The organism is Microbulbifer variabilis (assembly GCF_052468405.1).
Map to the genome: position 1 here is coordinate 2706049 of NZ_CP174343.1, position 12771 is coordinate 2718819.

Genomic DNA, 12771 nt, shown 5'->3' on the forward strand with positions numbered 1-12771 from the left:
CTTAGCTTTCTATCTTGATAGTGCGGAAAGTTGACTGGCCGGCACGGAAGAATCGGATAGGCAGTAGCTCGTCCTCGGGAAGCTCCTTAACCACAGTTTTGTAGTCTTTTATATCCCCTACTTCCTCAAATCCGAGCTGGGCAATGATATCGCCACTACGCAGTCCTGCCTTAGCTCCAGGCTTGCCAGGAATAACCTGTTTAACGAGAACACCGGTCTCAACATTCCAGCGCTGCTTCATTCCATCTGGGATTTCTTCAACTACTACCCCAAGACGGCCACCAATACTGGTAGCTGGGTGGCTAGCAGCCTGGGTTCGTTCACCGTCAGAACCGGGCAAAGCACCAACAACCACTCTCAGTCTCTCAGACTTGCCTTTACGCATCAGCTCTACAGGAACCTCTGTACCCGGGCGAATTTGACCGACTACATGGGGCAGATCGCCATGTACGCCGATTTTGCGGCCATCAAAGCTGGTAATTACATCACCGGCTTTAATACCCGCTTCCGCTGCCGGCGTGCCAGGACTCACCTGCTCCACTAGCGCCCCAGACGGCTTGCCAAGCCCCAGAGCCTCGGCCATATCACGATCTACATTGCGTATACCTACACCCAACCATCCGCGATCGACACGCCCTTTCTCTTTTAGCTGCGCCACCACATCTTGGGCCAAGCTTGCTGGAATCGCGAAGGAAAGGCCAATAGAACCGCCGCTACGTGTATAAATCTGCGAGTTAATACCCACAACCTCGCCATTGAGGTTAAACAGTGGACCGCCTGAGTTGCCGGGGTTAATGGCCACATCCGTCTGGATAAATGGCACGTAATTCTCACGGCTTTCATTAGGGATACTGCGCCCCATAGCGCTCACGATACCGGCACTAGCGGAATAATCGAGGCCAAACGGCGAGCCGATAGCGACCACCCATTCACCCACCTTCAGCTCTTCGGAGTCACCCCAACGCACAGCAGACAGGTCATCCGCCTCAATCTTGAGTAAAGCGAGATCGGAGCGAACATCAGTACCAATCACCTCTGCCTCATATTCACGGCGATCAGTCAGAGTGACCGTCACCTTATCGGCACCGTCAACCACATGGTTATTCGTCACGATATAACCGTCGTCCGAAATAATAAAACCAGACCCCATACTGGCAACCGGGCGCTGCTGACGCCTTCGCGGCTCAAGTAAGTGGCGGAAAATGTCTGGAATTTCCTGCTGGTATTGGGGGGAGCTATTCCCTCGCGCCACACGGTTGCGGTCCACGGTATTGATTTTCACCACCGCGGGAGAGTTATCCTCAATAAGCTCAGTAAGTTCAGGTAGCCCTCGGGCACTGGCAGCGCCTGAAATGAGGAGACAGAGCACCAAGAAATATTGTGTACAGCGTTTAACCATAGGTTTGTTACCCCTAGTGATCCCTTCTAATATGAAACCATTGGATTTTGAGTCCCTTCCAGGGCATGCCTTCTACACCGGCTCCGGCCCCTTGGGGGACATTTTGTAACGATTTAGTGGCGATGCAGCTACGAAAGTTCTGCCGCCGTGTGTAAATCTGTGTAAAGGGCCAGCGATGTCTAAACTGCGCCCGCGCCCTGAGCGCGGCCAATTTCACCTCCCCAGGGAGGTGTATGGATACAGCGCACTGGGCGCTCCACTTTTTTATTTTCCCGCGCAATCCGGTCACAACCACGGACTGGTTATGGCCGGCACTCACGGCGATGAAGTCGCCGCTGTGGTCGCCCTCTCCTGCGCTCTGCGCGCATTGGCATCGGGCCAGCTGAAACATCATGTCATACTGGCGGTCAACCCCGATGGCTGCCAATTAGGTACCCGTTGCAACGCTTGCGGGGTAGACCTCAACCGTAACTTTGCCACAAAGAACTGGGATGCGAGCGGCAACGTATACCGCTGGAACAGTTCCGCCGAGGCCCGCGATGTAAGGCTCAGCACTGGCGATGGCCCCGCCTCAGAGTGCGAAACCGCTTCATTGTGTCAATTGATCGCCAAGCTTAACCCCGCCTGGGCAGTTTCTATCCACGAGCCTCTTGGCTGCGTCGAAGATCCTAAGGAAACAGAACTCGGTGCCTGGCTGGCCAAAGGACTGCGGTTACAACTAATTAAGGAAATCGGCTATCAGACTCCAGGCTCCTTTGGCACCTGGTGCGCCGAACGGGAGCTGCCCTGCATCACTGTGGAATTTCCACCGATTTCAGCTGACGCTGCCAGCGAAGACTATCTGGCGATACTCATTGAACTACTCACTTACGACCAGTAAACCCGACCTGCACCAAAGCGTAAAGGGGGTTCCGCATCCTTTGCAAGCCAAGTGGGGCCGTCCAAGTCCAGATAGCGCGCCCTTGGTCCCAGGGGCCAAGCCGCACGGATAGCCCGAGAAGTGCAGAGCATACAGCCGAGCATCAACCCAAACCCCTCAGCAACAGCCTGATCGGCCAGTGCCCGCGCCTCAGTGATTCCGCCAGCTTTATCGAGTTTGATATTGACCATCTCGTAGCGGCCTTTCAGGCGTGGTAAGTCAGCACGGGTATGACAACTTTCATCCGCGCAGATCGGCAGTGGATGAGGGAAGGCCTCCAGGAATTCATCATCACTCGCGGGCAGTGGCTGCTCCAGCATGGCCACCCCCATTTCAGCAAGCTTTTCGCAGCGCTCAATCAGGCCATCGCTACGCCAGGCCTCGTTGGCATCGATGACCAGCTCAGTGGCAGGAGCGGCGGCACGCACCGCGGCCACCCTTTCGCTCACGAGCTGGTCATCCAATTTCAACTTTAACACCTCTACTCCCTGGGAAACAGCGACACTGGCAGCATCAGCCATCGCCTCTGGGCTCTCGATAACCAGGGTTTGTACGGTAGGCAATGAATCGGGACCAGCGAAGCCATCCCCTTTGTACTTTCTCTCCCAGTCCACTAATGCACAATCCAGAGCGTTACGCGCAGCGCCTGCCTGCAGGCGTGACTGTAATTGCGCCTTGTCCAGGCCCGCAGCTAACTCAGATAACAGCGGTTCAAGTTGGTGCATCACTGAGTCTGGGCTCTCTCCATAGCGAGCGTAGGGGGTGCACTCACCAATTCCGACAATGCCGCCCCACTTCACCTCCACCACGACCACTTCAGCCTCAGTGCGGGCACCCCGGGATATGACGAAAGCTGTGCGCAGGGGCCAGCGCTCAGCGTAGCAGCGGGCCAGCATGGAGAGTCTCCAATCGGGTTTATGGAGCTATCAGTTTAGGTTAGGAGCGGTCGCTGCCGGGCTCGATACGCAGCAATACAGGAGTGTAAGCAGGGTTTGAAGACTGGTGGCGGCTGTACCAGCGTACCCCCAAAGCTCCCACCATCAAGCCGAGAACTGCGCCAATCACGGCGCCAGTTTCAGCGAAAAGGTAATCTCCCAATAGCGCTACCAGCACCAGGGAAAGCAGTGGCAACAAGTATACCAGTAGTGTACTACTGGTCAGAGCACTCTCGGTGATTCCAATAACCGCTGTATCATTCAGAGAGATTTTGTCGGCGGGGAAACCATTTAAAGCCGCCCGCACACGTGTGGAAGAGGAGAAAAAGTCTCCGAGCAAACCAGTTCCGCAGCCAGATTTAGCCTCACAGCCATTACAGGCACTGCGCTGGATGGTTTCCACCCAGACGGCATCAGATTCTATGGCCACGACTCGGCCCCGCTCTTCTAGCAAGCAATTCAGCCTTTTTCGATGATGGAGCTGGCCACTCTACGTGCTGTGGCATCGGGAATCTCTCCAACAACTGTGACGGTATAGGCCACTCCCTTCACCTCCATCCGGTCCATATAGGCGACAGTGGCACCGCGGATCGCCCGCCCCTTAAAGTTCTCCAGCTCAGGGCCAAGACGCTGTACAAACACAGTAAACACGCCGAGCCCATCGCTAAAGACCATCATATCGCCATCTGATAGCGGCTTTACCGAAACCACTTTGAACCCATCGGGCAACCAGCGCACCTGCCAGCGGCTCTGTGAAGTCTCACAAGTGCTGCGATTGTCGATACGTCGTGCTGCGTTTGAAACCGTCTGCAGGGCCGAGTCCTCTACTGGAGACAAATCCAGCTGTACAAATTGATAGCGCTCCAAGACGCGCCCCTGGGTACTCACCAGCATTGTTTTCAAGGGCAAGCCTGTCTCACGGTCAAGACTTACCACCAGCCCCAGTCGATAGCGGTCGCGGGGCCTGGCCTCAATCACTACCGCATCCCGGTCGGCAATACGCTCTTCACCACGCAAGATAAACTGATAAGCGCGCTGAACTTGTTGCTGCCCCACCGCATTCCATAAAGTAGTCCTCGCGCTGGGGGACGCACCGAATTCGCAGTTACCACCACTACCGTGACTGATCAATTCACGCGGTTCGCCACTCAAATAGCGAACCCGCTCAACTTGCTCACCATCACGCACCGCATGCACTACCTGTAGGGTCTCCAACATGCCGGCATGCTCGAAAGTCACCAGCCCGCTATACTCCAGCTCGCTGACAGCCTTGGCGAGCTTGTTCAACCACTGCTCTACCTCATTTCCGGCAGCCTGGGCACTAGCCATATTGGAACCAACAAGTGCCCCAGGGGCAGCTGCCGAAGGCTCAATAACAGCCGTTTCCGCCATCACTGGTGCAGAAGGGTCAATTACAGCAGCTGTAGTTGCTGAACTGGCTTCCCCTCCTGCAGCGACCAAACCAGATTCCGCTACAGGAGAACCCTGAGAGCTGGCCATATCGAGGTTTACTGCACTGGGGGTATTGGGGTCACCACCGGCAGCCTCCTGTGCGAATGACAGCGGGGCCAGCAGGAAGGAGGCCAACAGCAGGCTGCTGGCACTAAGGGTTGCGCTATTGATAAGACCCCCCCGGTAAACGACTTTCGTCACACTACATTCCAACCTGTTCGCCGTAGGTCGCTCGGGCAAAGGGCACCATACCCTGACTACCAACATGCGCGGCCTGTTCGGAGTGTTGAATCATCACACGGTTTAAATGGCGCATCAGCTCCGGCGTAGGTGCCTGCTGAATCACTGCCTGCCCGCGCTGCTCAGGTACAAAGCGCGGTGTGGCCGTACTTACTGAACGAGTCGAGGGGGCTGGAACATAAAAACCAGAAGGTTGTGGCGCCGACTGGGCTACCGGCTGCGCCGGGCGCTCGATTTCGGCGACCTGATCTATACCCTGCACTAGGTTCTGCTGGGTATCGGTAATCTGTTGCACCCCAAGGATTGCGGCGAAGGCCACAGTGGCTGCCACTGCACCGCGCGAAAGCGGACGCCACCAACGACTGTTAACCAGTTCGTTGGCGGCTACAGAAGCACTTCCAGTCTGAGACAGAGGCTCTTCGAGATCGATCGCTGCAGAGATGCTCGCAGCCAAGCCACTATCTACAGGGGCGACATGCTCGCGACGCATTACGCTCGCGGCCAGTTGGTAGCGTGACCAGCGCTCACCCAACTCTTCAGAGACAGCAGAGGCTTTAAGCAGCCGCTGCAACTCCAATTCGCTGCCTTCGCCATCCATAAGCGCCGAGAGCGATTCGTTGAGACGTTCCTGATGATTCCCGTGGGACATAGGGGTTAACCCTCTTGTGCAATCATTTATTCGGTGCCCACACGCACCATAATTGGTATCAGTTATGACCGGGCTCTCGGCGGTTGGTTTCCCCGGCAGGGAAAATTTTCCGCAAAATTAGCCTCTGTCACCCAGTGTTTCCGGCTCACCGGCCATCACGGCCTGGACTGTCCGGTCAATCGCTTCCCGTGCGCGAAATATCCTAGAGCGCACTGTGCCTACCGGGCATCCCATTACCTCGGCGATCTCCTCATAGCTCAATCCCTCAAGCTCCCTCAACGTAACTGCTGAGCGCAGATCTTCTGGCAGTGCGCGAATAGCGCGATGAACAGCCCCCTCCAATTGGTCGCGAAACATCTGATTCTCAGGAGTCTCGTTATCCCGCAAAAGATCGGCACCCGAGTAGAACTCGGCATCCTCAAGATCCACATCTGAGGACGGCGGACGGCGACTGCGGGAAACCAAGTGGTTCTTAGCGGTATTAATCGCGATTCGATACATCCATGTGTAAAAAGCACTGTCGCCACGGAAATTGGCAAGTGCCCTATAGGCCTTTATAAAAGCCTCCTGAGTTACATCCTGTACCTCACTGTGGTCCTTGATAAACCTACTGACTACGGCAACAATTTTGTGTTGGTATTTGAGTACTAAAAGATCAAAAGCGCGTTTGTCTCCCTTTTGAACCCGCTCTACCAGCTCACGGTCACTCGTTGACGCCTGATGCGCTGTCATCCCCAACTCCCATATCCAGCCACACTGCGGGCGCCACTTGTCATTATTAAGGGGCTGCCGGCGCAGGCGTTTCTTTTACTTTGTTGATGACACTGACAATAGGACATAAGTTCCACGTCAAATCGACGAATAATCAGGAGGCGCTATACTACGCGACCCTAAAAGATAAATGAAATCTATGAATGCCCAGGCAAACTACGACATTCTCGTAATCGGCAGCGGTGCCGCCGGCCTTACCCTGGCCTTGCACCTCTCAACCAAGTATCGCGTAGCTCTGCTCTCCAAGCAGCGCCTGCAGGACGGCTCCACCTGGTTCGCCCAAGGAGGCATCGCTGCAGTGCTAGATGAGATGGATTCGGTGGAGTCGCACATTGCAGACACATTAGACGCGGGTGCAGGACTCTGCCACCCATCGTCTGTACGCTTCACGGTGGAGGAGAGTACCGCTGCTATTCGCTGGCTGATCAACCAGGGCGTAGACTTTACCCGCGAGGGGGAGGATTACCACCTTACGAAAGAGGGGGGGCACAGCCATCGCCGCATCATTCACAGCGCTGACGCCACTGGTAAAGCCGTACACAGCACTCTGCTGGTAAAGGTGCTTAACAGCTCCAATATCGACTGTTTTGAACACCGCGTCGCCATAGACCTGATCCGCCAGCCTGATCCCGAGAAGGGGCGTTTTCGCTGTGCTGGCGCTTATGTTCTGAATAAAAATACTGAAGAGGTCGAGCTTATTCAGGCCAAGGCTGTGGTGCTCGCCACAGGAGGTGCCAGCAAAGCTTACCTCTATACCAGCAACCCCGACGGAGCCAGTGGCGATGGTATTGCCATGGCTTGGCGCGCTGGTTGCCGGGTTGCCAATATGGAATTTAATCAGTTCCACCCCACCTGCCTGTACCATCCAAAAGCCAAAGCCTTCCTTATAACTGAAGCTCTACGCGGCGAAGGTGCACAATTGCAGCTGCCTGACGGCAGCCGTTTTATGGAGAGCTTTGACAGGCGTGGCGAACTGGCCCCTCGGGATATCGTCGCCCGGGCAATTGACCATGAGATGAAGCGCCTGGGTGCAGATTGCTTGTACCTGGATATCTCCCACAAAGACCCCGACTTTGTGCGGGAACACTTCCCTACGGTATACAGCAACTGTCTGAAGTACGGCATCGATATTACCCGGGAACCAATCCCAGTGGTTCCTGCCGCCCATTACACATGCGGCGGCATTATGGTGGACCATCACGGCCGCACAGACCTGGACCAGCTGTACGCCATTGGCGAAACGACATTTACTGGCCTGCATGGCGCCAACCGCCTAGCCAGTAACTCGCTTTTGGAGTGCTTGGTATATGCGCGCTCTGCCGCACTGCATATTGAGGAGCACCTCGATTCAGTACAGGTACCACGCCGCGCACCAGGCTGGGATGCTTCACGGGTAACAGATTCAGATGAAGATGTTGTGATCTCGCACAACTGGGATGAACTGCGTCGCTTCATGTGGGATTACGTAGGAATCGTACGCACACGCAAGCGCCTGCTACGAGCCCAGCATAGGGTAAAACTCTTGCAGCGAGAGATTCGCGAGTTTTACGCCAACTACCGCATCACCAACGACTTAGTGGAACTGCGTAACCTGGCACTGGTTTCAGAACTAATTATTCGCTCAGCCCTGGACCGCCGCGAAAGCCGTGGCCTGCACTATTCCCTAGACTACCCAGGCCTAAGGGAGCTGGCTATGGATACCGTTCTGGTACCTGAGAACTTCGCCAATCAGCGACAATTTATCTAGCAATTTAGAATAGAGGCGGCCCAGACTACCGATCCCCCTAACGGGAGAACCGCAGAGCCGCCTGCAGCCTGCGCCAGTCGTTAGGGCTTATTGCATCCCGTGCCAACACCAAACGCAACGACCTGCCCTGTATGTCTCTCCCATTAATAACCACTAACCAGCCCCATAAGACCAGCTCACCACGGAAATAGAACTGGCGCTCATTATCACCAACCACCCGCCAAAACCAGCGACGCTCTCGAGTAGATAATATACCCACCATCTGCGCCAAACTGCGTACCTCCCAATAGGCAAATACCAAGATAACAGTCAGCAGGATCCAGAATAACCAGGAGGGCAGCCCGCAGAGCCACAATAGAATTGCAGCTTGAAGCACAGCCATTGAAAGAAGAAAAAATAAGATAGAGGATGGCGCAACGACACAACTCAGGCGGGCGCTGCGCTCAAAATAGAGAGGGGAACCTTTACTCGCGCAAACCGGTGTTGTCACGGATAATTTGTACTATTCGCTGGAGATCTGGGTCGGCCGGGTCTTCACGGCGGAGGAACCAGGCAAACAGGTCCTGATCCTGCTCGTCCAACAACCGAATATAACGCTGCTGATCTTCAGGTTCCAGGGTCTCATATACATTTTCCAAAAATGGCAGCAGCACCAGATCCAGCTCCAACATTCCGCGGCGACTGGCCCAAAACAGGCGGTTGCGATCCATACTTCTTTTCCAACCAAGTTAAAGGATGCAGTATACCTGCAGCCTGGCCAAACTTGAAAATGGGCGCTCCAACCCCCAGATATTGCCACCAAGACAACCGGAGGTGGCAGCACTATGGACCAGCAACAGTGGCAGGATTTTCTCAGCAGCGAAGGCGCCATTTGGGAAGGCGGCAAAGCTCACTTCCCTCTAACCAGCACGGATGACCCGCAGGCACTGCACCTTATCGATCTTGGCCCCCAAGGCGCTGTTTCGATCAAAGGCCCGGACAGCCAGAAATTCTTACAGGGCCAGCTCACCTGCGATCTGGTAAATCTACCAGACAAGCACAGCACCCTAGGCGCCCACTGCAATCCTAAAGGCCGTATGATCAGCGCTTTCAGTGCCCTCAAGCTGTCCCAGAGCGAATTTATTCTGCGTCTTCCTCGCAACCTCGCTCCGATTGCCCAACAGGCCCTAAGTAAGTACGCAGTGTTTTTTAAAGCAGAATTGACAGATATCAGCGATGACAGCCATTGGCTCGGCTTGCAAGGTCAAAACGTCGCACAGCAAACAGCACAGCTACTTGGCTTCGCCCCTCCCTCCCCCGGTGAAGTAGTCACTTTTGATTTCGATGGCGAGCGCTGCATCGCCCAGGCGGTTAATGAAGCCCAGCTTGCGCTACTGGTGCCAGTCACCAAAGCACAGCAGCTCTGGCAAAACCTCTCCCCAGAGTGTGAAGCGACTGGCTATGACCTTTGGCAAAAGGGACAGATAGAGGCCGGCATTCCCCAAGTTGATGCCGCCACCTCAGAAATGTTCATCCCTCAGATGACTAATTTACACTTACTTGGCGGCGTCAGCTTTAAGAAAGGCTGTTACACCGGCCAGGAAGTGGTTGCACGTATGCAATTTCGCGGCGCCGCAAAACGCCGCTTATATCGCGCAAAAAGTACAGGAGGCGATCTCCCCATCAGCGGCCTGGAAGTTTTCGGGGATGGCAAGCAAAGCATTGGCAACCTGGTAGAGGCGTGTCACAGTAAAGACGGCATAGAGCTACTCGCTGTCCTTACTATTGCCAAAGTCGCATCCGGTGAAAAGCTTCATTTGGAAGACGGCCGCATCCTGGAAATTCAGGAGCTCCCCTATGATGCAGATGCCGATCCTCTAGCCTAGCTAAAGCCGAAGTAAATACTCCGAGGGCGGTTTATGGCCGCCCTTTTCAATGAATCTAATCAGCCCCTCTCCTCCCACCAAGAAATTTCACACAAGATCAACCAATCCTTCTACGACCCTTTAAATTCATGTCTATAACGAAACCCTACAAACATCACAAGGTGATAAAATATGAAACCCTTTTCTGTTGCAATTTTAATTGCAGTCCTATTTACATCTTCTACAGCACTTTCCGAATCAGCTGAAGAAGTGCTATTGGGGATAACTGTACGCCCCGAAACACTTGATTTACACGTCGCATCTGGAGGGTGCACCAAGAAAGAAGATTTCAATATTGACGTTAATAAAGGGACCACAGGGCTGCCGCCCTATCAAGTCACAGTCACACGCATTAAACCTGACCACTGTGAAGCGCTATCCCTGGAAGGTGTCAACTTATCTTTTGACAGAAAAAAACTGGGACTTGATGGCTCATCGACATTTAGACTAACTAATGAAATCGGTAATTTCTCACCTTACCAAGCGAAAATAAAAAACCATGAAATAAAGAAACTCCCTATATCTAGCATCATCGGAAAATATTCACGTATCTATAAAACTGGTGAAGCTCTGACTGAAGATTTTCGCCCTGAACGTGTAAATATAGAGCTGGATAACAATGGAAATATTGTTAATATTTGGAAGGGTTGAAAAAGGGGAATACAACTCGCCCTTAAAACGTTCAGAATAACTCAGCACATAAAAACAATAATTTCAACCAAGTCAAACCAAAGAATATTCAAACAAGCTTCAGACTACCCACCTGAGAATTTAAAAATATGAATCCTCAAGAAACCGGAAAAGCCTACGATGAAATAACCCATTTATGGGAGCGTAAAGTGTTTAATGCGGCAAACGGAATTGAACAACATAAACGAGCCTTGGCTTTTGTAAAGAACAGAGGTATGGCACTTGATGTTGGTTGCGGCTGTACTGGGAGGTTTATAGAGCTACTTCAAACTGAAGGCTTTGCGCCAGAAGGAATTGATATTTCTGCTAAAATGATCACTTTAGCAAAAAAGCGCCACCCGGATATCACCTTCCATCATCAGGATATATGTCTATGGGAAAGTCAGGAGCAATACGATTTTATTACTGCCTGGGATAGTATCTGGCATATTCCTCTTGAAAACCAAAAGGATGTCTTAACAAGGCTAGTCAAAAGACTCAACAGGGGTGGAGTGTTAATTTTCTCCTTCGGCGGCACAGATGAACCCAGCGAGCACAGAAACAATACCATGGGCCCAGAAATGTATTACTCAACGCTGGGCATAGTTGGGTTTCTTAAATTAACCCTCAGCTTAGACTGTACGTGCAGACACCTCGAATACGATCAACATCCAGAACTACACGCTTATTTAATTATTCAAAAAAACTGAAAATAAATTTTGCACAAAACTCGTAACTACACAATAATCTTTTCACGCCCTGAATATCACCCACTCTGCACCCAAGAACCAGCCATTAAAAATAAAATACCCAAAGACAACCTACCCTTCAACTTGATCCGACAGACCACTCCAACACATAATTAGCAGGTTCTATTTATTTTTTTAATAAAAACATATCCACAACAGCAAATCTAATTAGGGTTTGATGAAATCGCACTCTCTATCTTCCTTACCTTTTCTACAGATGGAAAGCCCGTTACCATCCCCCTTACAGTGGACTTTGTAATAGCAAAAAGTGACTTATTTATCTTTAACTTATTTGCAAGCTCAGGTAGATGGGTACCCTTACCACACAATGCCTGGATCGCAGAGTAAGTTCCATGAGACCATATCCCAAAAACTAAACACACACAGCTATCCCGCTGGTAGGGGTTCTCCGTTATGAAAATAAAACCATAATCCTCAGTGATAGAACCATCTAAAGTGTTTGACATATATACCCGCCCATCAGTTTCATCATTCGCAAAGCGTCCCAAAAAATCCACTTTAAATTTTGAGTCAATCTTCCTGGTCAGCAACAAATCACGGCTTACAACATTGATAGCTGGACCACCTATACATATAAATGTTTTTTGATCATGGACAAAATTATGTGAATCGTGAAAAACCACCTTCCTTTTAGGATATACTTTCTTAATCCTATCTTTCAAAAGCTGTATTGCGAGAGATTCGTCATAAGGCATAAATAATACATTATCCGGGATAAGACTTTGCGTCTTCGTAATATCTGAATATAGAGTTTTTTGCTTGATTAACGGAAGAACAACATGGATATCAGCCTTAGAGTCGCCCAAAAATCTATCCCAAAGGGCCCGGTAAGACTTCGCATCAAACTTCTTTTTACAAAACGCTGCCGTACCAATAAACAATGTGGTAAAGGCCGCCTCAACAAATGGAGCAGACAACCAATCTAGAACAGTATCCAAGAACAGATATTCCACTGCACCCACCACTCAAAGTAATTTGGCCACAAGAATTTATGATATTAAGACTAAAAATCCAGTATAAAGCCAAGAACACTTTTTTTCTTCTCAATGGATAAGAATGCTATAGACAAATACCCCCTACCAAACAGTCACCACGATCAATCAGACGGCAACCCAACCCCAAAAAGGCGCAAACAGAATTGACACATATTATTGAACAATACAGACAAAAAATATCAATCTAATTAAATGCGCGACGGACCCCAAAACACAAAACAATATAAATTCAGTAAGAATTCATAAACCACGCTCTCCACATAGCTTTAAGGCTTAACTGCTAAGACGCAAAAATAATCTTTATAGGATAAAGAGCGGTAA

At 51.6% G+C, this 12771-nt stretch carries 14 protein-coding genes; 5 read left to right on the plus strand and 9 right to left on the minus strand.

The annotated features are described in order from the left end of the window. Position 1 precedes the first annotated feature (1 nt). Positions 2-1399 carry a DegQ family serine endoprotease gene (locus ACJJJB_RS12390; RefSeq protein WP_020413464.1) on the minus strand — a complete coding sequence of 466 codons (1398 nt, stop codon included), beginning with the start codon at positions 1397-1399 and terminating at the stop codon, positions 2-4. Between the two features lie 175 nt (positions 1400-1574). Here ACJJJB_RS12390 and mpaA point away from each other — a divergent pair, with 175 nt between their 5' ends. Next, on the plus strand, positions 1575-2279 hold the full coding sequence (gene mpaA, locus ACJJJB_RS12395) for a murein tripeptide amidase MpaA (protein WP_020413465.1): 705 nt from the start codon (positions 1575-1577) through the stop codon (positions 2277-2279). On the opposite strand, the gene ycjG is transcribed toward mpaA, so the two are convergent. The 5 genes from ycjG to rpoE form a co-directional block, all read right to left on the minus strand. Beyond that, positions 2267-3214: an L-Ala-D/L-Glu epimerase gene (gene ycjG, locus ACJJJB_RS12400; RefSeq protein ID WP_020413466.1), complete on the minus strand. Its 948-nt coding sequence runs from the start codon at positions 3212-3214 to the stop codon at positions 2267-2269. The two genes, mpaA and ycjG, sit on opposite strands and share 13 nt — an antisense overlap. A gap of 40 nt (positions 3215-3254) precedes the next feature. Next, the gene (locus ACJJJB_RS12405) at positions 3255-3683 is read right to left on the minus strand and encodes a SoxR reducing system RseC family protein (RefSeq protein WP_020413467.1); all 429 of its coding nucleotides are present in this window, start codon (positions 3681-3683) and stop codon (positions 3255-3257) included. Between the two features lie 29 nt (positions 3684-3712). Continuing rightward, positions 3713-4906 (minus strand): MucB/RseB family sigma factor regulatory protein, encoded by a 1194-nt coding sequence (locus ACJJJB_RS12410; protein WP_020413468.1) that lies wholly within the window; start codon positions 4904-4906, stop codon positions 3713-3715. Position 4907: 1 nt separating this feature from the next. Beyond that, entirely contained in the window at positions 4908-5594 is a 687-nt protein-coding gene (locus ACJJJB_RS12415; RefSeq protein WP_083922729.1) for a sigma-E factor negative regulatory protein, read from the minus strand. 117 nt (positions 5595-5711) lie between these two features. Continuing rightward, positions 5712-6326 (minus strand): RNA polymerase sigma factor RpoE, encoded by a 615-nt coding sequence (gene rpoE, locus ACJJJB_RS12420; protein WP_020413470.1) that lies wholly within the window; start codon positions 6324-6326, stop codon positions 5712-5714. A 169-nt stretch (positions 6327-6495) separates the two neighbouring features. On the opposite strand from rpoE, the gene nadB reads away from it, so the two are divergent. Then, positions 6496-8112 carry an L-aspartate oxidase gene (gene nadB, locus ACJJJB_RS12425; protein ID WP_020413471.1) on the plus strand — a complete coding sequence of 539 codons (1617 nt, stop codon included), beginning with the start codon at positions 6496-6498 and terminating at the stop codon, positions 8110-8112. Between the two features lie 37 nt (positions 8113-8149). On the opposite strand, the gene ACJJJB_RS12430 is transcribed toward nadB, so the two are convergent. Together ACJJJB_RS12430 and ACJJJB_RS12435 are read right to left on the minus strand one after the other, a co-directional pair. Next, positions 8150-8602, minus strand: a complete 453-nt coding sequence (locus tag ACJJJB_RS12430; RefSeq protein WP_445365000.1) for a protein YgfX — start codon at positions 8600-8602, stop codon at positions 8150-8152. Continuing rightward, positions 8577-8822: an FAD assembly factor SdhE gene (locus tag ACJJJB_RS12435; RefSeq protein ID WP_020413473.1), complete on the minus strand. Its 246-nt coding sequence runs from the start codon at positions 8820-8822 to the stop codon at positions 8577-8579. The genes ACJJJB_RS12430 and ACJJJB_RS12435 overlap by 26 nt, the downstream gene beginning before the upstream one ends. A 114-nt stretch (positions 8823-8936) precedes the next feature. On the opposite strand from ACJJJB_RS12435, the gene ygfZ reads away from it, so the two are divergent. The 3 genes from ygfZ to ACJJJB_RS12450 all read left to right on the plus strand — a co-directional run bounded on the left by ygfZ (position 8937) and on the right by ACJJJB_RS12450 (position 11395). Then, positions 8937-9977: a CAF17-like 4Fe-4S cluster assembly/insertion protein YgfZ gene (ygfZ, locus tag ACJJJB_RS12440; RefSeq protein WP_353376561.1), complete on the plus strand. Its 1041-nt coding sequence runs from the start codon at positions 8937-8939 to the stop codon at positions 9975-9977. 171 nt (positions 9978-10148) lie between these two features. Then, positions 10149-10667: an I78 family peptidase inhibitor gene (locus ACJJJB_RS12445; protein ID WP_444946386.1), complete on the plus strand. Its 519-nt coding sequence runs from the start codon at positions 10149-10151 to the stop codon at positions 10665-10667. 128 nt (positions 10668-10795) lie between these two features. After that, positions 10796-11395, plus strand: a complete 600-nt coding sequence (locus ACJJJB_RS12450; RefSeq protein ID WP_444946385.1) for a class I SAM-dependent DNA methyltransferase — start codon at positions 10796-10798, stop codon at positions 11393-11395. Positions 11396-11598: 203 nt separating this feature from the next. Here the strand turns inward: ACJJJB_RS12450 and ACJJJB_RS12455 are convergent, their stop codons facing one another. Then, positions 11599-12408, minus strand: coding sequence for a hypothetical protein (locus ACJJJB_RS12455; protein ID WP_020413477.1), 810 nt, complete (start codon positions 12406-12408; stop codon positions 11599-11601). Positions 12409-12771 lie beyond the last annotated feature (363 nt).